General features: G+C 52.0%; 17 protein-coding genes. 13 read left to right on the top strand and 4 right to left on the bottom strand.

Annotation, left to right across the window (positions count from 1 at the left end):
• Positions 1-27: 27 nt before the first annotated feature.
• The 6 genes from ABLV11_RS10430 (at position 28) to yjeJ (ending at position 8,733) form a co-directional block, all read left to right on the top strand.
• A complete protein-coding gene (locus tag ABLV11_RS10430) occupies positions 28-2,571 on the top strand; it encodes a fimbria/pilus outer membrane usher protein (protein ID WP_126488219.1) in 2,544 nt (847 codons plus the stop codon).
• A gap of 18 nt (positions 2,572-2,589) precedes the next feature.
• Positions 2,590-3,615: a fimbrial protein gene (locus ABLV11_RS10435; protein WP_126488217.1), complete on the top strand. Its 1,026-nt coding sequence runs from the start codon at positions 2,590-2,592 to the stop codon at positions 3,613-3,615.
• Between the two features lie 348 nt (positions 3,616-3,963).
• Positions 3,964-4,332, top strand: a complete 369-nt coding sequence (locus ABLV11_RS10440; protein WP_004117338.1) for a hypothetical protein — start codon at positions 3,964-3,966, stop codon at positions 4,330-4,332.
• Between the two features lie 109 nt (positions 4,333-4,441).
• Positions 4,442-5,728: an HlyD family secretion protein gene (locus ABLV11_RS10445; RefSeq protein WP_126488215.1), complete on the top strand. Its 1,287-nt coding sequence runs from the start codon at positions 4,442-4,444 to the stop codon at positions 5,726-5,728.
• A complete protein-coding gene (locus ABLV11_RS10450) occupies positions 5,721-7,844 on the top strand; it encodes a peptidase domain-containing ABC transporter (RefSeq protein ID WP_126488213.1) in 2,124 nt (707 codons plus the stop codon). Before ABLV11_RS10445 ends, ABLV11_RS10450 begins: the two co-directional genes overlap by 8 nt.
• 22 nt (positions 7,845-7,866) lie before the next feature.
• Positions 7,867-8,733 carry a YjeJ family protein gene (gene yjeJ, locus ABLV11_RS10455; RefSeq protein ID WP_105889528.1) on the top strand — a complete coding sequence of 289 codons (867 nt, stop codon included), beginning with the start codon at positions 7,867-7,869 and terminating at the stop codon, positions 8,731-8,733.
• A 50-nt stretch (positions 8,734-8,783) separates the two neighbouring features.
• Here the strand turns inward: yjeJ and ABLV11_RS10460 are convergent, their stop codons facing one another.
• From ABLV11_RS10460 to ABLV11_RS10470, 3 genes are all read right to left on the bottom strand, one after another.
• Complete coding sequence (locus ABLV11_RS10460; protein ID WP_004109236.1) at positions 8,784-9,137, bottom strand: DUF4156 domain-containing protein; 354 nt, start codon at positions 9,135-9,137, stop codon at positions 8,784-8,786.
• A gap of 134 nt (positions 9,138-9,271) precedes the next feature.
• Complete coding sequence (gene groL, locus ABLV11_RS10465; RefSeq protein WP_004109240.1) at positions 9,272-10,918, bottom strand: chaperonin GroEL; 1,647 nt, start codon at positions 10,916-10,918, stop codon at positions 9,272-9,274.
• Positions 10,919-10,961: 43 nt separating this feature from the next.
• Positions 10,962-11,255: a co-chaperone GroES gene (locus ABLV11_RS10470; RefSeq protein ID WP_003855929.1), complete on the bottom strand. Its 294-nt coding sequence runs from the start codon at positions 11,253-11,255 to the stop codon at positions 10,962-10,964.
• Between the two features lie 232 nt (positions 11,256-11,487).
• On the opposite strand from ABLV11_RS10470, the gene yjeH reads away from it, so the two are divergent.
• Positions 11,488-12,747 (top strand): L-methionine/branched-chain amino acid transporter, encoded by a 1,260-nt coding sequence (gene yjeH, locus ABLV11_RS10475; RefSeq protein ID WP_126488211.1) that lies wholly within the window; start codon positions 11,488-11,490, stop codon positions 12,745-12,747.
• A gap of 22 nt (positions 12,748-12,769) precedes the next feature.
• Here yjeH and ABLV11_RS10480 read toward each other — a convergent pair whose 3' ends face one another.
• A complete protein-coding gene (locus ABLV11_RS10480) occupies positions 12,770-13,246 on the bottom strand; it encodes an FxsA family protein (RefSeq protein WP_004109245.1) in 477 nt (158 codons plus the stop codon).
• Positions 13,247-13,584: 338 nt separating this feature from the next.
• Between ABLV11_RS10480 and aspA the strand changes: the two genes are divergently transcribed.
• The 6 genes from aspA to ABLV11_RS10510 all read left to right on the top strand — a co-directional run bounded on the left by aspA (position 13,585) and on the right by ABLV11_RS10510 (position 21,374).
• On the top strand, positions 13,585-15,021 hold the full coding sequence (aspA, locus tag ABLV11_RS10485) for an aspartate ammonia-lyase (protein WP_004109248.1): 1,437 nt from the start codon (positions 13,585-13,587) through the stop codon (positions 15,019-15,021).
• Between the two features lie 118 nt (positions 15,022-15,139).
• Entirely contained in the window at positions 15,140-16,441 is a 1,302-nt protein-coding gene (locus tag ABLV11_RS10490) for an anaerobic C4-dicarboxylate transporter (RefSeq protein WP_126488209.1), read from the top strand.
• A gap of 94 nt (positions 16,442-16,535) precedes the next feature.
• The gene (gene cutA, locus ABLV11_RS10495; RefSeq protein WP_004109254.1) at positions 16,536-16,859 is read left to right on the top strand and encodes a divalent cation tolerance protein CutA; all 324 of its coding nucleotides are present in this window, start codon (positions 16,536-16,538) and stop codon (positions 16,857-16,859) included.
• On the top strand, positions 16,835-18,598 hold the full coding sequence (locus tag ABLV11_RS10500; protein WP_126488207.1) for a protein-disulfide reductase DsbD: 1,764 nt from the start codon (positions 16,835-16,837) through the stop codon (positions 18,596-18,598). Before cutA ends, ABLV11_RS10500 begins: the two co-directional genes overlap by 25 nt.
• 26 nt (positions 18,599-18,624) lie before the next feature.
• Positions 18,625-19,215 (top strand): transcriptional regulator, encoded by a 591-nt coding sequence (locus ABLV11_RS10505; RefSeq protein WP_004109259.1) that lies wholly within the window; start codon positions 18,625-18,627, stop codon positions 19,213-19,215.
• A gap of 68 nt (positions 19,216-19,283) precedes the next feature.
• On the top strand, positions 19,284-21,374 hold the full coding sequence (locus ABLV11_RS10510) for a DUF1176 domain-containing protein (protein WP_126488205.1): 2,091 nt from the start codon (positions 19,284-19,286) through the stop codon (positions 21,372-21,374).
• Positions 21,375-21,479 lie beyond the last annotated feature (105 nt).

Raw genomic sequence — 21,479 nt, forward strand, 5'->3', positions numbered from 1 at the left:
TTTTTTTGATTGGCCAGGGTGAAAAGTATGTCTATTTCTATAAAAAAAAGGGGAGGCGCGCTATCCGGAACCTCCCACACATTTTTCGTTCTTGTTCCTGCGCTAGCTCTCGGTTTATGCGCCAATGCTTTAGCTCGTGATTTTTTTGACCCCGCATTTATAAAATCTGTCGGTCAGAGCGACCCCTCTTCAATACCGGACTTATCCCCCTACGCCACCCGCGATGCCCAGGCTCCGGGGGAGTATCGCATTGACGTTATTTTAAATAACAGTCTGCAAGAAACGGCTGATATCCGGTTTGTGGAAAAAAAAGATCCAACAACAGATACGTTGAAATTAGTTCCCTGTTTAAGCATTGCTAAATTAACCAGCTATGGTTTGCGTGCTGACGCTTTTCCTGGCTTAAAAGAAGATGCGAATGGCTGCGCAGATACTCATGTTATTCCTGATTTCACCACCGATTTTAACTTCAATACTCAACAGCTGCTGGTATCCATACCGCAGGCGGCGCTGTCCACTATCGCCCAGGGTTTCGTTTCCCCAGATGAGTTTGACGACGGTATTAATGCCTTACTGACCAACTATCAGTTTAGTTCAGGCAAAGACTATGAAGCCAATAATGAGTATTACAATCTTAACTTACAATCCGGCCTGAACCTCGGGCCATGGCGCCTGCGCAATTTGAGTACATGGAATAAGTCAGCGGGGGCAAAGAGCGACTGGGATTCCGTATATCTCTATGCGCAGCGGAGCATTGTCCCGTTAAAAAGTACTTTAGTCATGGGCGAAAGCAGCTCGCTGTCGAGCATCTTTGACAGCGTGCCGTTCACCGGGATTCAGCTGGCAACCGACACGGACATGATTCCTGAAAGCCTGCGTGGATTCGCGCCCATCGTTCGCGGTATTGCCCGAACCAATGCGCGTATCGTCATCAAGCAGAATGGCTACCAAATTTACCAGGCTTTTGTCGCTCCGGGCGCTTTCGAAATTACCGACCTCTACTCAACCGGCGGCAACGGTGACCTTTACGTCACCGTCGAGGAGTCCGATGGCTCCCGACAAAACTTCGTGGTGCCCTACGCTTCTCTGCCATTAATGCTCCGGGAAGGCCAAATGGAGTATGAGATTACCAGCGGGAAATATCGTCCCTACGATGGCAACGTTGACGAGAAACCCTTTACGCAAGCAACGATCAGCTACGGCGTATTAAGCAATACCACTCTCTATACGGGCGTACAGGCGGCGGCCAATTACCAGGCGCTCGCTTTCGGCGCCGGGCAAAACCTCGGCGATATTGGCGCGGTTTCCGCCGATGTAACGGCGGCATGGTCTAAAAAGAAAGATGAAGAGAAAACGTCCGGCCAGTCATGGCGCATTCGCTACGGTAAAAATATCCTTGAAACCGGCACCAATATTACCGTAGCCGGCTACCGCTATTCGACCTCCGGGTACAATACGCTAACTGATGTGATGAATACCTATAACAACAGCTACGGCGGATATACGCCACACTCGCTGCGTAACAGAACCAATATTACCGTGAGCCAGAGCCTGGGTTCGGGGCTAGGTAACCTTTCTGTATCCGGCATTTTTGAGGATTATTGGGATAGCAATCGCCGCAATAACTCGCTGAATATTGGCTATAACGGCGGGTTCCGCCGCTTTAACTATTACGCTGGCTATAGCTATAGCCGCTATAGCTGGGGAAATAATGGTTCCAGCCGTCACGTTGAGGATGACCATGTTGTTTCATTTAATATCTCCATTCCTTTAAGCGATTGGTTACCTAATGCCTATGCGACCTATAACGTGACCAACAGCAGTCCGGGTTCAACCGATCAGTATGTTTCTCTGAGCGGCGTCGCGCTGGAAAACCATAACCTGGACTGGAACGTCCAGCAGGGCTACAGCAATCGTGAAGATGCCAGCGGCGGCGTCTACGGCAACTATCGTGGTTCCATGGGTTCAGCTAACGCTGGCTACAGCTATGCCAAAAATAGTCAGTTAATTAACTACGGCCTGAGCGGCGGCGTGCTGGTTCATGCTGACGGAATAACATTAGGTCAGGAAATGTCTGAAACCGCCGTATTGGTTAAGGCGCCCGGCCTGAAAAACGTCCGTCTGGAAAACGACGCGACGATCGAAACGGACTACCGCGGCTATGCGATTATTCCTTACGTTACGCCATACCATCGAACCAGCGTGACTTTAGATAGCACGACTTTGGGAGATAATATGGAATTGCCAAATACGACGCAGAAAGTGGTGCCAACCCGTGCAGCCGTGGTACGGGCAAATTTCGCGGGCAATATTGGCCGCCGCGCGTTCCTTATTCTTAAGAGAGCGTCGGGTGAAAACGTTCCTTATGGCGCCACGGTAACGTTGACCACGGATAAAAACGCCCAGGCCAGCATCGTTTCTGATGGCGGTATGGTCTATTTGTCCGGCCTGAAAGATAACGGTGAAGTCTATGCTCAGTGGGGTTCAAAGAGCGGGCAGCAGTGTAAAGCGCCTTATAACCTGGCTGCGGTAAACGAAGGTATTGCTCAGGCCACTGCGGTTTGCCAGTAACAGGGATGGATACAGACAATGAAGAAAATACTCCTTTTTATTAGTTTACTTTTTATAAATATACCGGTTATGGCGGACTGTAGTTATGATGGTAGTTATTCATCGGTGAACGTTGTATTTAGTCCAGCAAAGATTCTATCAGATTCTACTTTAAGAGCCGGGAGCGTACTGGGAGTAAGAACAGTCGGTGGAAATGTGGTTAATGCGAAAAATTTTAGTAACTGTAAAGCAAATGACATTTACGCTATTATCGCCACGCCCGGCGTCAATCTCGCTCCTGGCGTTACCGGAGTCCTCGGCGGTCCGGTGTATGAAACAGGGATACCGGGTATTGGTTTTGAGATTTCGGAGATCACAAAGGGCGTTAATGGTCGTCCTGTTCCGGCAACATTAGGAACCGTATCTGCCTACGGTCTCCCAGATGCAACCGTTGAACAGTTAACCGTTTGGTTAATCAAAACTCAGGATGATATTGATACCAGTTTCTCCGGTAAAAAAGAGATTGCCGTATCCTATCGGGCGGGAAGCGTCAATCAGGTGAATGCAAACTCTGCAACTGCCCGCTTATTACAGGCAAACATCAAACTGGGTCCTTTCACTTACAGGGAAACTACCTGCAATATAAATCCACGGGGCGGTAGCACCGTCAATCTATCTAATATAGAAGCATCGCAGCTTAAAGCTATCACTCAGGGCGGAGTAACTGGCAAGCAGAAAGACTTTACGCTCGATATTAGCTGCCCTGACTCATCCGTTGGAACCAAATATACCTACTGGTTTAATCCTATAACTGAGAACTCAGCGTCAAAAGATGGCGTACTGCTAAACTCCATCCCTGACACTATCGGAGGAGCCAAAGATGTTGGTTTCATAATTAAACAGGGTTCCAGCCCTATCACCTTTTTTGATTATAAAAACTACTCTATTGCCAGTGTGAAAAAGAGCCAGTCTCTTACCTTCACTGCGGACTATTACAAGCTATCTAACACTATAACACCAGGTAACGTTCGAGCTATATTTGAAATTATTCTCCAGGAAGAATAAAAATCATCTAATAACATAACCAATCCGATTGTGGTATATAGCATTGTTATACCACAATCGATACCATATTCCTTAAGCTAACGATTAGAAAAGTCAAGAGTAAATTTCCTCTCCAATCGCTAAATATTGAGTCGTTGAATTATGAATTCATCCTTCACAAATACATGAACAACTAAAATTCATCATTAACTAATAAAAATCAATTGGAATTGAAGTAGTCACCCTTACAATTCGTCGTGAAATGAAAGTCCAAAACACCTACTGGATTCATTTCAAAAAAACCAATCAATCACAAACAATATTATATTGTAAATATTATTATAGAAGCTCGATAAATAAGGAAAATTTATGAAACAATTAACTGTTTTTGAAATGGAAGCTATTTCTGGTGGCTATTCTTGGGACTTCTCTTCACTCGGCTCAGCTCTTTCATCTCTGGTTTGTAACGGTGCCGAAGCGGTTGCCAGCGCTGTATTAGCAGGAACGATGGCCGGTATGTATGGTTCCATCATTGGTGGTGCTCATGGTAGCAATGGGGGCGGTATCTTTGGCGTTGGCTCCGCTGCAGCAGGTGTAGGGATGATCTGGGGCTTAGTAGTCGGCGCAATTGGTGGGGCTCTTGCTGGAGCTTCTGTTGGTTGGGATGTGACTTTTGAAAAAACGATGGGTATGGTTGATGGTCTGATCGATGGCACCCTGACTCCCTGGACAAAATAATATTCTAAGCTAATACAAAGCCCCCTTATTTGGTTAGGTCTTGTAGCCTTTAATAAAAGGCCTGGGTATCCGGGCCTTTCTTTTGTGAAGAAAAATAAAGTGGTATCACATGTTAAAAAATATCTATCGCAAGGAAGCGATTGAGTACAAAAAAACCCACTGGAAAGGAAAGGCATTATTATTAGCAGGCATTCCCGCGTGGCTAGTCACTCTTCTGGCATTTATTTTTCTTATTGCCATTGTGCTTTCACTCATATTTTGCACCTTTACCCAGCGTATTGATGTGCGCGGAGAGGTCATTACGCTCCCTCACTCCGTTAACGTCTTTGCCCCACAGCAGGGTTTTGTTGTGAATCTGCATGTAAAGGTGGGAGACATTGTCAAAAAAGGCCAACCGCTTTACGAGCTTGACGTTTCACGTAATACGATCGGTGGCAACGTTAGCGCGGCTCAGATTGAAGTTATCAATGAAAAAATTGCTAACGCAGAAGATATTATAAGCAAACTGACGCGTAATAAGGCTGAAACGCTCGCTGCTCTTGAAAAACAGATTAAGACCACCAGCGCCTCGTTAACGGAAACCAACCGTATGCTGGCTAATACTCAGGTAGGCTTAAACAAAATGCATACCAACCTGGCCAGCTATGATAAATACTTAAAGGATGGTCTGATAACTAAAGATCAGTATAACTATCAGCACTCGCTATATTTTCAACAGCAAAGCGCCTATCAATCCCTGGTGACCCAAAAGATGCAGCTGGAATCTCAGCTCACGCAAACCAGCAGCGATAAAATCACCAAAGCAGCAGACTTTGATAATCAGATTTCAAGCCAGCATAACCAAATCAATGATTATAAAAATCAGCTGGTAGAATCGAACGCTAACGGTAATCTGATTATTAAAGCAACGACCAACGGTAAGATTGAATCGCTGGCCGTGACTAAAGGGCAGATGGTAGAGAACGGCAGCAGCCTGGCGCAGATCAAACCTACCGGTGATATTGAGTATTATCTGATCCTCTGGTTACCCAATAACACCATCCCCTACGTGAAACCCGGGGACACCATTAATATTCGCTATGATGCTTTCCCTGCCGATAAATTTGGCCAATTTCCAGGTAAGGTTGTTTCTATTTCCTCAGTCCCGGCGTCACGTCAGGAGATGGCAGAATATACCAATGTCAGCAACGGCACTAATCAGCAGGAATTAGCGCTCTATAAAGCAATTATAAAAATCAAGGACAAGACCTTTAGCTACAATGGAAAAACGCTCACGCTCTCTAACGGTCTGAAGGCTCAGGCGGTAGTTTTCCTTGAAGAACGCCCGCTTTACATGTGGATGTTTACTCCTTTCTATAAGATGACGCAAAGCGTGAGTGGCCCGATCGATGAATAAAGAACTATTTAAAACCATTACCGATAAGCTTAATTTCTCATTCCGTCATAAAACGCCGGTTATTTTACAGTCGGAAGCCGCCGAATGCGGTATCGCCTGTCTGGCAATGGTATGCGGCTTTTACGGGCTTAATATCGACCTGTTCAACTTCCGCCATCGTTACGGTAGCCCTTCTCAGGGCGTTACGCTCATGTCGCTGAGCAAAACGGCGGAACATGCCGGTCTGAAAAGCCGGGCCCTCTCTCTGGATCTGGATGAAATCAAGCAGCTGAAGCTACCCTGTATTATCCACTGGGGAATGAATCATTACGTCGTGCTCACTAAGGTACGTAAAAACAGCTTTATTGTTCACGATCCGGCGCTGGGTAAGCGGGTTATTGGTATCCAGGAAATGTCCAATAACTTTACCGGCGTTGCGCTGGAGCTATGGCCGGACCAAAACTTTCAGCAAGAACAGGCAAAATCACGCCTGCGTCTATTAGACCTGATGCGCAATATTGTGGGACTTAAATCGGTCCTGCTAAAAATCTTTGCCTTTTCGGTGGTGGTTGAAGCTATCGGCCTGCTATTACCTATTGGTACGCAGCTGGTGACTGACCATGTCATCATGGCGCACGACCAGAGCCTGCTTTCGGTTATCTGTATCGGCCTGGTCTTCTTCACGCTTTTCCGTACCTTTATTAGTATGCTGCGAGCGTGGACCTCATTAACGCTAAATACGCTGACGAACATCCAATGGAAAACCACGCTGTTCGATCATCTGACGAGCCTGCCGTTATCCTTTTTTGAAAAACGTCATTTAGGGGATATTCAGTCTCGTTTTTCGTCGCTGGATACTATCCGTTCCACCTTCACCAATAGCATTGTTACCGGCATTATCGACTCAATCATGACGATTGGCCTGCTGGTCATGTTAACGCTGTACGGCGGCTGGCTGGTTTGGGTCGTGGTTGGGTTCACCTTATGCTATGCCATCATGCGTTTTGCCACCTACAGCTTCTACCGTCGCGTTGCCGAAGAGCAGGTTATCAAGGGCGCACGCTCCAGCTCGCACTTTATGGAGTCCCTATACGGTATTTCCACCATTAAAGCGCTGAACTTAAAAGAGCGTCGTTCGCAGCACTGGTTAAATATCAACATTGACGCCTGCAATGCCGGTATCAAACAGACTCGCTTCGATATGATGTTTGGCGGTATTAATACTTTTATTACCTCTATCGATCAGGTCGCCGTACTCTGGCTGGGCGCGATCATGGTCATTGATAACAATATGACCCTCGGTATGTTTATGGCTTTTAACGCCTATCGTGGGCAATTCTCCCAGCGCGCATCAAGCTTGATCGACCTGGTCATGCAGCTGCGAATGCTGTCGTTACATAATGAGCGTCTTTCAGAAATTGTATTTAGCGAGCCGGAAAAAGAGCTGCCTGCACGCCGGGTTTTTGCAGAAAATACTGGCGTGAAATTAGAAGTGAAGAATCTCAGCTATCAGTACGATCCGTTCTCACAACCTATTTTTTCTAATTTAAATATTACCGTTGAGCCCGGCGAATCCATCGCGCTGGTTGGCCCTTCCGGCGTCGGTAAGACCACGCTGCTGAAAGTCATGTGCGGTCTGTTAGCGCCCACCAGCGGTGACGTGATAGCGGATAACCTTGATATTCAAAAAATTGGCATCAATAACTTTCGTCTCGGAACGGCCTGCGTCCTTCAGGAGGACCGCCTTTTCTCAGGCTCGCTTATCGATAATATCAGCGGCTTTGAAGATAATGCCGATATGGACTTTATCGTTGAGTGCGCACGCAGATGTAATATCCATGATGAAATCATGAAAATGCCGATGGGGTACGAAACGATTGTCGGCGAGCTTGGCTTAGGTATCTCAGGTGGACAAAAACAGAGAATTTTAATCGCTCGCGCGCTCTATCGAAAACCCAGCATTCTTTTTATGGATGAAGCCACCAGCCATCTCGACCTGAAAAATGAATCGGTCATTAACCAGTCTATCTCTGGTTTAAGCATTACCCGAATCATTGTTGCCCATCGGCCATCCACCATTGCCTCAGCCGATCGCATCATTGATATGTCACAGCTCCATATGCAGGTACCAGCGTAACCACCAGGAAAAGGAGATCCGTATGCAAGGAACATTTATTGGTTTTAATACCGCATCTATTAAATATGATGACAAATTTTTGGCTTTAATGCTCAAAGTCAAACAGAGTAATCAACTCTGTCAGTCTTATTATCTTCAGGCGCCGATTCTTGCGGATCTCCTGTTAGTTCTGCAGCACAGAATGGCCATCGTCCTGCAGCGCTTAAATGCTGAAGGTGAAAGTTATAAGAATGAACTGGTGGCCTTTAATGAACGCCTTATAGAAAATACACCGGCGATCGATATACCTGAAGTACAGCACCCTAATCCGGAAAGGCGTATTATGTCGATAACGTTAAAACCCGGCGACACCTGGTCAACGCTCATTCTGGTGCTGCAAAATGAGCAAATTGCTACGCTGCGTATTGATGATATGCAAGTTGAAGCGCTGCTGGTGGGCATTCAGCAGTCTCTTAAACACACGGGTGATAGCGATCTGATTAATTATTTAACTTCCTCGCTGGAAGGCCTGATGCTTTATGCGGTGGATTTAACGAATACCAGCAACGTTGATTATCAGCAGTATCTTCAGGATGAATGGAAGCTCAATCTGTTTTCCCATTATCTCGGCGTGTTGTACTGCTGTGACACAGAGGAAGGGCGAAAAATCATCTCCGGCGCAGTGATTAAAACCAACGCCGCTCATCCATCAGAGCAGGAAAATATCGTTGTAATGCGCTTAATTGAGAGAAGCCCAAAGCTGAAAGAAGTGCATACCCAGCGCCAGCCCAGCCAGATTTTTAGCCAAATCATCCCTTCTCAGCCAGGAAGAATGATGACGCTGGAGGAGTGTCTGCGTCCTTTGCATGCGTTCTACCAGCAAACTCAGGCGCAACTCAGCAAGCAATAAAAAGAGATCAAGAGGGTGCCTCAATTTAGGCAAGAGAGGCACCGGTTAAATCAGTTCGGGCACTTATAAACCTGGCCGTTCATTTGGCTATCGGTCGGCACAAAGCTGGACAGCAGATTCTGCGTCGGGCTGCTGACGCCGTAAATGACGTTGCCACCCATCTCTGCGGCCTTGTTACGCAGGGCGTTTGCCGCGCCGCGCATGGAGCCGCCTTCGTCACCATTCTGTCCGGACAGCCAGTTGCTCTGCGTGCCGCTTGCGGTACCTAACAGCTGGCATTCAGAACCTGGTTTATCTTCAACAAAGCGTACGTTCTGGCCACCAGAGGTCAATTCGTTGCTGGAGCTGCAACCTGCTAACAACAATGCTGCGCCGACAATCCCTGCTAAATATTTTACCTGCATGTTATTCCCCACGATCAATGAGCTGGACGCACTGGCCCGGATGTACAACCTTATACTAAAAAGACGACAAAAAGAAAAACCCCCGAGCATTTCTGCCCGAGGGTTTCTTTATATCTAAGGGGTATAGCGCACGATTACATCATGCCGCCCATACCGCCCATGCCACCCATGCCGCCAGCAGCACCTAAGTCAGGCGCGTCGCTTTTCGGCAGGTCGGTGACCATGCACTCGGTGGTGATCATCAGACCAGCAACGGATGCTGCGTACTGCAGAGCAGAACGAGTCACTTTAGTTGGGTCCAGAATACCGAAGTCGATCATGTTGCCATACTCTTCGGTTGCAGCGTTGTAACCGTAGTTACCTTCACCACCTTTCACAGTGTTCGCCACAACAGACGGTTCTTCACCGGCGTTGGACACGATCTGACGCAGCGGAGCTTCCATTGCGCGCAGCGCAACTTTGATACCGACGTTCTGATCTTCGTTCTGAGCGGTCAGGCCAGCCAGTTTAGCGGCAACGCGAACCAGCGCTACGCCACCACCGGCAACCACACCTTCTTCAACCGCAGCACGGGTCGCGTGCAGGGCATCGTCAACGCGTGCTTTCTTCTCTTTCATTTCAACTTCGGTAGCCGCGCCCACTTTGATTACTGCAACGCCGCCTGCCAGTTTAGCCACGCGCTCCTGCAGTTTTTCACGGTCGTAGTCAGAAGTTGCTTCTTCAATCTGCTTACGGATCTGAGCAACGCGGCCCTGGATCGCAGCTTCTTCGCCCACGCCATCGATGATGGTGGTGGTGTCTTTGTTGATAACAACGCGTTTCGCCTGACCCAGATCTTCCAGAGTCGCTTTTTCCAGTTCCATACCGATCTCTTCAGAGATAACGGTACCGCCGGTCAGAGTTGCGATGTCCTGCAGCATAGCTTTACGACGGTCGCCGAAGCCCGGTGCTTTAACCGCAGCAACTTTAACGATGCCGCGCATGGTGTTCACTACCAGGGTCGCCAGCGCTTCGCCTTCTACGTCTTCAGCGATGATAACCAGCGGTTTGCCCGCTTTTGCTACGGCTTCCAGAACTGGCAGCATTTCGCGGATGTTGGAGATTTTTTTGTCAGCCAGCAGGATGAACGGGCTTTCCAGTTCAACAGCGCCGGTTTCCGGCTTGTTGATGAAGTACGGGGACAGGTAGCCGCGGTCAAACTGCATACCTTCAACCACGTCCAGTTCGTCTTCCAGACCAGTACCGTCTTCAACGGTGATCACGCCTTCTTTACCGACTTTGTCCATCGCTTCAGCGATCAGTTTACCTACGGTTTCGTCGGAGTTAGCGGAGATGGTACCAACCTGAGCAATGGCTTTAGAGTCAGAGCACGGTACGGACAGCGCTTTCAGTTCTTCAACAGCGGCTACGACAGCTTTGTCGATACCACGTTTCAGATCCATCGGGTTCATACCCGCAGCAACGGCTTTCAGGCCTTCAGCAATGATAGCCTGAGCCAGTACGGTTGCGGTGGTGGTACCGTCGCCTGCAGCGTCGTTCGCTTTAGAGGCGACTTCTTTAACCATCTGCGCGCCCATGTTTTCGAACTTGTCTTCCAGCTCGATTTCACGCGCTACGGAAACGCCGTCTTTAGTGATGGTCGGCGCACCGAAGGATTTGTCCAGAACCACGTTACGGCCTTTCGGGCCCAGGGTTACTTTAACTGCGTCTGCCAGTACGTTTACGCCGCGCAGCATTTTCACACGAGCGTCGTTACCGAATTTTACGTCTTTAGCTGCCATTTTATCTTTCCCTTAAATTCGTATGTTCAGTGTCGTTCGCGGATTAAGCTTCAACAATTGCCAGAATGTCGCTTTCGGACATGATCAACACTTCTTCATTGTCGATCTTCTCGGATTTCACGCCGTAGCCATCGTTGAAAATTACGATGTCACCAACTTTAACGTCCAGAGGCTGCACGGTTCCGTTTTCCAGGATGCGGCCCTTACCGACAGCGATGATTTCGCCACGAGTTGATTTTGCTGCCGCAGAACCGGTCAGAACGATGCCGCCAGCAGATTTCGTTTCAACTTCTTTACGTTTGACGATCACACGATCATGTAACGGACGAATACTCATTGATAGCTCTCCTTTGAGAAAGTCATTATCAGTTATGGATGACGCCGGTCCGCACACGGTTTTCCGGCTAGTGCCCTGAGAGATGGGGGTGGGGTTTTACCGCTTCAAGGGGAAAAGTAAAAAAAAATTTGTCCTCGTGCTCAGACGCACACAAATTTGCCGCCGTTGCCTGACGTCATAAGCAAAAGCGATTGTGATACCATCCCTTTTTTGCCGGGCGCAGGGTTGAAACATGAGTGGTTTAAAACAGGAGTTGGGACTTGCCCAAGGAGTGGGGTTACTCTCCACATCATTACTGGGAACCGGCGTCTTCGCCGTTCCGGCGCTGGCCGCATTGGTCGCTGGTGACAACAGCCTGTGGGCCTGGCCGGCGCTGATTTTACTGGTGTTTCCCATCGCTATCGTCTTCGCCACGCTGGGTCGGCACTTTCCCAGCGCCGGCGGCGTGGCCCATTTTGTGGATATGGCTTTTGGACCGCGTCTGGCGCGCGTCACCGGCTGGCTCTTTTTATCAGTGATCCCGGTCGGATTACCCGCGGCCCTGCATATCGCCACCGGCTTCGGTCAGGCGCTTTTTGGCTGGCACGATAGCCAGCTGCTGCTGGCTGAACTGGGAACGCTGGCGATTATCTGGTGGGTCGGCTCTCGCGGAGCCAGCTCCAGCGCCAATCTACAAACGCTGGTTGCCGTGCTGATTGTCGCCCTGATCGTCGCTATCTGGTGGCGCGGCGGGATCAACCCCACGCAGATCCCCTTCCCGGCGCCCGCTGAAATCGATAGTTCGCAGCTTTTCTCCGCACTTTCGGTGATGTTCTGGTGTTTTGTCGGTCTGGAGGCTTTCGCTCATCTGGCCTCTGAATTTAAGCAACCGGAGCGCGATTTTCCCCGCGCGCTGATGATCGGCTTATTACTGGCGGGTTCGGTCTACTGGGCCTGTACCGTGCTGGTCCTGCACTTTCATGCCTTTGGTGAGGAGATGGCCGCCGCCGCGTCGCTGCCCAATATCGTCGTACGCCTGTTCGGCATTCAGGCGCTGTGGATTGCCTGCGTTATCGGCTATCTCGCCTGCTTCGCCAGCCTCAATATCTATATCCAGAGCTTTGCCCGCCTGGTGTGGTCGCAGGCGCAGCATAAGCCTAAGAGCTATCTGGCCCGCCTGTCGCCGCGACAAATTCCGCGCAATGCGCTGAACGCGGTACTCGGCTGCTGCGTGATTAGCGCTTTGTGCATTTACGCGCTCAATATCAACCTGCACGCCCTGATCGTCTACGCCAACGGCATTTTTATTATGATCTATCTGCTGTGTATGCTGGCGGGCTGCCGGTTGCTGCATGGGCGTTATCGCGTGTTAGCGGCGTTTGGCAGCGTGCTGTGCCTGCTGCTGCTGGCGATGGTGGGCTGGAAGAGCCTGTACGCGTTTATCATGCTGGCGGTACTGTGGCTGTTTTTACCAAAGCGCAGGCTCGCGGAGAGAGTCACCAGGCCGGAGTGACCGGCCCGGACAATGCTAAATGTTAATCACGACGATCGTCTTTATGTTCGAGGCGGTCGCGCTCGTCATCTTTGCGCTGATATTCGCCTTCAAAGGTATCGCCGCCACCGGTTCCGGCGCTAAACCCGCCGCCCGGCATCCGACTAAAGCGCAGATGCGGCATCAGCTTTAAGGTCAGGTGCTTCTGCACCGGAGGCAGCAGCAGCAGCAGCCCCAGGAAATCGGTAAAGAATCCCGGCAGAAGCAGCAGCAAACCGGCGATGATCAGCGACACGCTTTTGATCATTTCAGCGGCCGGGCTCTCTCCCGCCGCCATCTTCTGCTGCATCAGCATGAGGTTTTTAAAGCCCTGGTTTTTTACCAGCGATATCCCCACGACCGAGCTAAAGATCACCAGAATCAGCGTCAGCAGGACGCCAAGCACGTGGGCGACCTGGATAAAGATCGATATCTCAATGTAAACGTATAAAAAAACGGCAATTAACGGAATCCAACGCACCGGCGTCTCCTTCATTAACAGGCGCCAGCGTCGGCGCCCGTAGTCATAGATATGCTATTCGCATCGAAAAGATGTTGGGCCAAAACGTCACTTTTCAATCGTAAAAAAAGCTTATTTTTTTTAAGAATAGAAAACCGGTGACTCATTTCACAGATTAATAATTCTTATAGGATTCACTACATAATAAGTGATCAGGGTGACTGATATTCGCTATTATCAGCATATGATCGTGGGCACCGGGCCGATTAAGGAAATAATCTGCGGCCAGAAAATGCGCGAGATCCCATAAATTCTGCGTATTTGGTGAATTCATAGGCAGCTTGAAAGAGAAGGTTCACATGTTAAACAACATTCGTATCGAAGAAGATCTGTTGGGCACCAGGGAAGTTCCAGCTGACGCTTACTACGGCGTCCATACTCTGAGAGCGATTGAAAACTTCTACATCAGCAACAACAAAATCAGCGACATTCCTGAATTTGTCCGCGGAATGGTGATGGTGAAGAAGGCCGCTGCGCAGGCTAACAAAGAGCTGCAAACTATCCCTAAAAGCATCGCCAACGCCATTATTGCCGCCTGCGATGAGGTGTTGAATAACGGCAAGTGCATGGACCAGTTCCCGGTTGATGTGTTCCAGGGCGGGGCAGGCACCTCCGTTAACATGAACACCAACGAAGTCCTGGCGAACATCGGCCTTGAGCTGATGGGCCATCAGAAAGGCGAATATCAGTATCTCAACCCCAACGACCACGTTAACAAATGTCAGTCCACTAACGATGCTTACCCGACCGGTTTCCGCATCGCGGTCTACGCCTCTATTCTCAAACTGATCGATGCAATCAACCAGCTTGGCGAAGGTTTCCAGCAAAAGGCCGTTGAGTTCCAGGACATTCTGAAAATGGGTCGTACCCAGCTGCAGGACGCGGTGCCGATGACCCTGGGGCAGGAGTTCCACGCGTTTAACGTTCTGCTTAACGAAGAGACCAAATGCATTCTGCGCACCGCTGAGCTGCTGCTGGAGGTAAACCTCGGCGCGACCGCTATCGGCACCCGCCTGAATACCCCGGATGGTTATCAGCAGCTGGCAGTTCAAAAACTGGCGGAAGTCAGCAACCTGCCGGTTGTGCCAGCCGAAGACCTGATCGAAGCCACCTCCGACTGCGGCGCCTACGTGATGGTCCACAGTTCCCTGAAGCGGCTGGCGGTTAAACTGTCCAAAATCTGTAACGACCTGCGCCTGCTCTCTTCCGGCCCGCGCGCCGGCCTGAACGAAATTAACCTGCCCGAACTGCAGGCGGGCTCCTCTATCATGCCAGCCAAGGTAAACCCGGTGGTCCCTGAGGTCGTCAATCAGGTGTGCTTCAAAGTGATTGGTAACGATACAACCGTCACCATGGCTTCCGAAGCGGGGCAGCTGCAGCTGAACGTGATGGAGCCGGTGATTGGCCAGGCGATGTTTGAATCTATCCATATTCTGACTAACGCCTGCTACAACCTGCTGGAAAAATGCGTGAGCGGCATCACCGCCAACAAAGCGGTATGCGAAAGCTACGTCTACAACTCCATTGGCATCGTCACCTACCTCAACCCGTATATTGGTCACCACAATGGCGATATCGTCGGCAAGATTTGCGCCGAAACGGGCAAGAGCGTCAGAGACGTGGTGCTTGAGCGCGGGCTGCTGACCGCGGCGGAGCTGGACGATATCTTCTCCGCGCAAAACCTCATGCATCCGGCCTATAAAGCGAAGCGGTATACTGATGAAAGCGAACAGTAAAGTTTCAGGTTAAACTAATCACGGGCATGTCAGCGATGACATGCCTTTTTTGTTCTTATTGATCTACTAAATTACAACAATCCAATATCAACTTGTTAATAAAACAAGGAAGGCATATATGTTTGGTGCAGAACTCGTTATTGTCCTGCTGGCTATTTATCTGGGAGCCAGACTCGGGGGTATCGGCATCGGTTTCGCCGGTGGCCTGGGCGTCCTCGTCCTGACCCTCTTTTTTCAAATTAAACCCGGCGCGATCCCCTTCGACGTCATCGAAATCATTATGGCGGTTATCGCCGCTATCGCCGCCATGCAGGTCGCCGGAGGGATGGACTACCTGGTCAGTCTCGCCGAACGTATGCTGCGACGTCACCCCAAATACATCACCTTTCTCGCCCCGCTGGTCACCTGGTTTATGACCATACTGGCCGGAACCGGACACACTGCTTTCTCTACGCTTCCGGTGATCACCGAAGTAGCGAAAGAGCAGGGTATTCGCCCCTCGCGCCCTCTTTCCATCGCCGTGGTTGCCTCACAGATTGCGATCACCGCCTCGCCGATTTCCGCTGCGGTGGTCTTTTTTGCCGGCATCCTTGAACCGCTGGGCGTCAGCTACCTGACTCTGCTGGCAATCTGTATTCCGGTTACCCTGATTGCCGTGATGCTCACCGCCATCGTCTGTAACTTCCTCGGCTGTGAGCTAAAAGACGATCCGATTTATCAGGAGCGGTTGGCGAAAGGGGAAGTCAAGCTGCGCGGCAGCCAGGTTTTCGAGCTTAAACCGCACGCCAGACGCTCTGTGCTGCTGTTCCTGATTGGTATCGTCGCGGTAATGTTTTACGCCACCGCCATTAGCGACACCGTCGGCCTGATTAAAGATCCGGTTTTGCCGCGCAACGAAGCGATCGTGGTATTTATGCTGACTATCGCGACATTGATCAGCATCACCTGCAAAATCGACACCGGTGAAGTACTCAACGCCAGCACGTTTAAATCCGGCATGAGCGCCTGCGTTTGCGTTCTCGGCGTCGCATGGCTGGGGGATACTTTCGTTAAAGCCCACATCAGCGATATCCAGACGGTAGCAGGCGACCTGCTGCACAACTATCCGTGGCTGCTGGCGGTCGTGCTATTCTTCGCCGCAACCCTGCTCTATTCCCAGGCAGCCACCACCAAGGCGCTGATGCCCGCCGCGCTGATGCTGGGCGTAAGCCCTCTCACCGCCATCGCCTCATTTGCCGCCGTCTCTGCGCTGTTCGTTCTGCCAACCTACCCAACCCTGCTGGCGGCGGTCGAAATGGATGACACCGGCTCCACCCGCATCGGTAAATACGTCTTCAACCACGCCTTCCTGGTCCCCGGCGTCATCGCCATTACGCTATGCGTGATCCTCGGGTTTATTTTTGGCGGCATCATGCTGTAAATCTCTTCAAATTCGGGCCAGATCCTGGCCCGTTTCGTTAATCCTCCCTATCTTGCGTGCTATAGTGCCTCTTTTCGCTGATACGAGGTTCACGATGACTACGCCTGATGCTGTTGTTGTACTCTGTACCGCGCCGGATGAAGCGACCGCCCAGGACCTGGCGGCCAAAGCATTGGCGGAAAAACTTGCCGCCTGCGCCACGCTCCTGCCGGGAGCGACGTCGCTCTATTACTGGGAAGGAAAACTGGAGCAGGAGTATGAAGTGCAAATGCTGCTGAAAACCGACCTTGCCCATCAGCAGGCGCTGCTGGACTGTCTGAAGTCCCATCACCCGTATCAAACCCCTGAACTTTTGGTTCTGCCCGTTATTCACGGAGACAATGATTACCTCTCATGGCTCAACGCATCATTACGCTGATCCTGCTGCTTTGCAGCACATCGGCCATTGCCGGCCTGTTCGACGCCCCCGGTCGTTCGAACTTTGTTCCTGCTGACCAGGCTTTTGCCTTCGATTTTCAGCAGAATCAACACGATCTCAATCTGACCTGGCAAATCAAGGAGGGTTACTATCTTTACCGCAAACAGATTAAGCTGATCTCCGCCGATGCGACGTTTATCGAACCCTCGCTGCCGTCAGGCGAATGGCATGAGGACGAGTTTTACGGTAAAAGTGAAATTTACCGCCAGCGCCTGACCGTCCCGGTCACTCTGACGCACGCCGCCGCTGGCGCAACCCTTACCGTCACCTGGCAGGGCTGCGCGGATGCGGGTTTTTGCTATCCGCCAGAAACCAAAATCGTGCCGCTTGGCAAAGCGCTGGCGCGCTCCAGCAACGATGCGCACGCCGGGGAACCCAGGCTGAACCCGCCGCTGCCGCTGGAAACGCGCCCGGCGCTGCCGGTCGAGTCGCCGTCCGACCTTCCTTCTCCCGTCGCGGACAACCACAGCGCCGATCTCCCCTTTAGCGCGCTTTGGGCGCTATTAATTGGTATCGGCATCGCGTTTACCCCCTGCATTCTGCCGATGTATCCGCTGATTTCCGGCATCGTGCTGGGCGGTCAAAAACGCCTCTCCACCGCCCGCGCGCTGCTGCTGGCCTTTATCTACGTTCAGGGAATGGCGTTAACCTACACCGCGCTGGGTCTGGTCGTCGCCGCTGCGGGCCTGCAGTTCCAGGCAGCGCTGCAGCACCCTTATGTGCTGATCGGCCTGTCGGTCGTGTTTATCCTGCTGGCGCTGTCGATGTTTGGTCTGTTTACGCTCCAGCTGCCTTCGTCGCTGCAAACGCGTCTGACGCTGATGAGCAATAAACGCCAGGGCGGTTCACCCGGCGGCGTATTCGCCATGGGGGCAATTGCCGGATTAATCTGCTCGCCCTGTACCACCGCGCCGCTGAGCGCCATTCTGCTGTATATCGCCCAGAGCGGTAATCTGTGGCTGGGCGGTGGAACCCTGTATCTCTACGCGCTCGGAATGGGGCTGCCGCTGATCCTGGTGACCGTATTTGGCAACCGCCTGCTGCCGAAAAGCGGCCCGTGGATGGCTCACGTGAAAACCGCTTTTGGCTTCGTGATCCTCGCGCTGCCGGTATTTTTACTGGAACGCATCCTGGGAGACCTGTGGGGCCTGCGGCTTTGGTCGCTGCTGGGCGTCGCCTTTTTTAGCTGGGCGTTTATCACCTCGCTGGGCGGCACGCGCCCCTGGCTGCGTCTCGTACAAATCGCCATGCTTGGCGCCGCGCTGGTCAGCGCCCGTCCGCTGCAGGACTGGGCTTTCGATGCACCGGTCGTGCAACGGCAATCCCATCTCCAGTTTACCCGTATCCATAGCGTCGATGAGCTCAATCAGGCGCTGGCGCAGGCGAAAGGCAAACCGGTGATGCTCGATCTTTACGCCGACTGGTGCGTGGCCTGCAAAGAGTTCGAGAAATACACCTTTACCTCACCTGAGGTTCAACAGGCCCTGAAAGAGACCGTTCTGCTACAGGTGGATGTCACGAAAAATAGCGCACAAGACGCGGCGCTGCTGAAGCACCTCAGGGTGCTTGGCCTCCCCACGATTCTGTTCTTCAACGAACAGGGCGAGGAGCAGCCCGCGCAGCGTGTCACCGGGTTTATGGATGCCGCGGCATTCAGCGCCCATTTGCGCGATCGATAACCGTGAGCGACACTTTAGGAGGGAAAATGGAGGAGAAGACCGTGCAACGTGAAGAAGTCCTGGGTGAAGCCATCCAAATCCTCGAAATCGAGGGTATCGCTAACACCACGCTGGAAATGGTCGCCGAGCGCGTGGCTTACCCGCTCAATGACCTCAAACGTTTCTGGCCCGATCGCGAGGCGCTGCTGTATGACGCGCTTCGCCATCTTAGCCATCAGGTCGATGCCTGGCGCCGTCAGCTTTTACTCGACGAGTCGCTAAGCGCAGAGCAGAAACTGCTGGCCCGCTACGCCGCGCTGACCACCTGCGTTAGCAACCATCGTTATCCCGGCTGCCTGTTTATCGCCGCCTGTACTTTTTACCCGGACGCTCAGCACCCGATCCATCAGTTGGCCGAGCAGCAGAAGCAGGCTTCTCTGGCCTATACCCACGAACTGCTTAGCCAGCTGGAGGTTGACGATCCGGCGATGGTCGCGAAGCAGATGGAGCTGATCATCGAAGGTTGCCTGAGCCGCCTGCTGATCAAACGTAGCCAGACTGACGTCGATACCGCACGTCGCCTGGCAGAAGATATTTTGCGTTTTGCCCAGTGCCGGATGGGCGGTGCGCTGACCTGATTCCGATATCTTAACCGATTCATCGCGCATATAATTCCCCACTCATCGATATGCTGACAGGGTTTGATATGCGCTCTCTTCTTTGGGCTGCCATTATGGGGCTGTGTTCGACACCGCTTCTGGCAGCCTCTCCGCAAGGTTTCTCTTTCGCGCATAAAGACTGGGAGCTCGCCTGCGACAACACCGGCACCTGCCGGGCCGCAGGCTATGGCGTCACCATGGGCGAAGTCAGCGTTCTGCTGACCCGCAATGCGGGCGCGGCGCAGCACGTCGTCGCCGTTGCGACCTTCGCGCAAACCGAACGCGATATTCCGCCCGACGCCACGGTCACTCTGTTCATCGACGATCGCGACAACGGCGCCCTCGAAGCCGTCGACGAGAGCCATTTTCGCTTTGATGATAGCCAGACGTCGGGCCTGATTCAGGCCCTGGAGCATAACGGCAAAATTGAGCTGGCGATTAACGGCGAGCGCAAGGTGCTGTCCAGCGCAGGCAGCAGCGCCGCATTTCTGAAAATGGATGAGTTCCAGCAGCGCCTGGGCACCGCCGATGCGCTGATGCGTCAAGGAGATGCCGGCGATGACAACGTTTTGCCGGCGGCGCCCGCGCCGGAAATCATCGCCGCGCCGGTCATTAACAATGCCGCTGCCGCGACGCTGACGGCAAAACAGCGGCAGAAGCTTCTTCCGCAGCTAACCCCCGTGCTTAACAGCCATTGCGACGACTGGCAAAACGCCGACATCCCGGCCTCCGAGCGTCAGCTCACCGCCACCCCGCTGGATAAAAACCACACCTTGATTCAGGCCCTTTGCTGGCGCGCGGCCTACAACGACGGCTACGCCATATGGGTGGTCGACAAAGCATTTATGACTCAGCCTCAGCTGATCGCTACCGACGCCTCCAGCTATGGCGATGGCGTGCTTACCTTTTTCAACAAGGGCCGCGGTATTGCCGACTGCATCAGCGGAGAAGAGCGCGTGTGGGACGGCCGGACCTTTGTTCAGAGCCTGAAATACACCACCGGCGACTGCCGGGAAATCGCCCCCGGCGGCGCATGGATGCTGCCCACTTTCGTCAGTCAGGTTATCCCCAGGCAGCAAAAAGAAGCCGATAATAATGCGCTGAAAGCGCTGTATAACGCCGTGTTAAAAGAGCAGAAGGTCAACCCTGAACTGGATCTGAATAAGATCGCCGAACAGTTTCCCCTCAGCGGCAAGGTCAGCCATTTTACGCTGACCTACGCGGACGACTCTCTGATCTCGACGAGCAAACCTTCCGCCGATATCAGCGATGATGAGTGGCAGGCGTTTCTCCAGTCCGATATCAGCGCCGACTCCGAAAACGGTAAAGTCAGCTTCACCCTGGTGGATCTCGACGGTGACGGCAGACGCGATTTAATTATCGATAGCTACGTCGGCGGCACCGGACTCTTTAGCTATACCGGAGTCTTAAAACGCAACGACGACGCTTTCGAAACGGTCAACAGCGACGATAGCGGCAACGGCGATGATTTTGACGCAGGGGTTCCCGGCGCGCTTTTTTCCCTTAACGGCCGCGGCGCCAACCAGTGGAGCCAGTGGATACGCATTAATGGCCAGGTTTATGCCCTCTGGTACAACGGTCAGTTTGGCGAAGATAATCTCTATTTATTGCGCCCGTTTGCCCCCTCGGGCAGTAGCGCGCCTGCGGTGACGATCCGCTATCGCTACACTCTCAATGATATCCGCTCGCCGGAAAAAGGCCAGCCGCTGACGCCCGCGTTAAGCGACGGGGAAAAAACGGATCTGCTGAAGTCGCTGGAGGTGATGCAGAGCAGCCTGCTTAAGGATAAGCCGCAGAGCGACGGCGAAGCCCCAATCTGCCCTATTCCTCCGGGCACGTCGGCCGACGATGCGGAAAGTTACTATAGCGGCGTGGCGTCTAACTATATTTATGAAACCGTCGCCTATATTCCGGTCTGGCTGAATGATAAATGTTTTATCGGCACCATCTTTAGCCACCACGGCGCATATCGTCACGGCGTCGACGCGGAAATTACCATCAGCTCGCCGCGCGATGACGAAGACGTCGTCGGAGACTACGCGATCTCCGGACTTCGCCGCGCGATCTCAGTGACCAGCGGCTGGAAGAACCGCGAAGGCGATAACGGCATGATGTAATTTCCCGCAGAATAGCGCGCTCAGACGCAGAATTGCCGCAAAGTTAAGCAACCGGTAGATAAATCGAGAAATTTGATTGACGGAGCGTACGGATTACGGTTTAAT

The sequence above is a fragment of the Klebsiella sp. GW_Kp181 genome (assembly GCF_040062315.1).
Lineage (GTDB): Bacteria > Pseudomonadota > Gammaproteobacteria > Enterobacterales > Enterobacteriaceae > Klebsiella > Klebsiella oxytoca.

Bases quoted from the DNA above. Each gene is read 5' to 3' on its own strand.
- ABLV11_RS10430 (WP_126488219.1), top strand. From the start codon at position 28: ATGTCTATTTCTATAAAAAAAAGGGGAGGCGCGCTATCCGGAACCTCC.
- ABLV11_RS10435 (WP_126488217.1), top strand. From the start codon at position 2,590: ATGAAGAAAATACTCCTTTTTATTAGTTTACTTTTTATAAATATACCG.
- ABLV11_RS10440 (WP_004117338.1), top strand. From the start codon at position 3,964: ATGAAACAATTAACTGTTTTTGAAATGGAAGCTATTTCTGGTGGCTAT.
- ABLV11_RS10445 (WP_126488215.1), top strand. From the start codon at position 4,442: ATGTTAAAAAATATCTATCGCAAGGAAGCGATTGAGTACAAAAAAACC.
- ABLV11_RS10450 (WP_126488213.1), top strand. From the start codon at position 5,721: ATGAATAAAGAACTATTTAAAACCATTACCGATAAGCTTAATTTCTCA.
- yjeJ (WP_105889528.1), top strand. From the start codon at position 7,867: ATGCAAGGAACATTTATTGGTTTTAATACCGCATCTATTAAATATGAT.
- ABLV11_RS10460 (WP_004109236.1), bottom strand. From the start codon at position 9,137: ATGCAGGTAAAATATTTAGCAGGGATTGTCGGCGCAGCATTGTTGTTA.
- groL (WP_004109240.1), bottom strand. From the start codon at position 10,918: ATGGCAGCTAAAGACGTAAAATTCGGTAACGACGCTCGTGTGAAAATG.
- ABLV11_RS10470 (WP_003855929.1), bottom strand. From the start codon at position 11,255: ATGAGTATTCGTCCGTTACATGATCGTGTGATCGTCAAACGTAAAGAA.
- yjeH (WP_126488211.1), top strand. From the start codon at position 11,488: ATGAGTGGTTTAAAACAGGAGTTGGGACTTGCCCAAGGAGTGGGGTTA.
- aspA (WP_004109248.1), top strand. From the start codon at position 13,585: ATGTTAAACAACATTCGTATCGAAGAAGATCTGTTGGGCACCAGGGAA.
- ABLV11_RS10490 (WP_126488209.1), top strand. From the start codon at position 15,140: ATGTTTGGTGCAGAACTCGTTATTGTCCTGCTGGCTATTTATCTGGGA.
- cutA (WP_004109254.1), top strand. From the start codon at position 16,536: ATGACTACGCCTGATGCTGTTGTTGTACTCTGTACCGCGCCGGATGAA.
- ABLV11_RS10500 (WP_126488207.1), top strand. From the start codon at position 16,835: ATGGCTCAACGCATCATTACGCTGATCCTGCTGCTTTGCAGCACATCG.
- ABLV11_RS10505 (WP_004109259.1), top strand. From the start codon at position 18,625: ATGGAGGAGAAGACCGTGCAACGTGAAGAAGTCCTGGGTGAAGCCATC.
- ABLV11_RS10510 (WP_126488205.1), top strand. From the start codon at position 19,284: ATGCGCTCTCTTCTTTGGGCTGCCATTATGGGGCTGTGTTCGACACCG.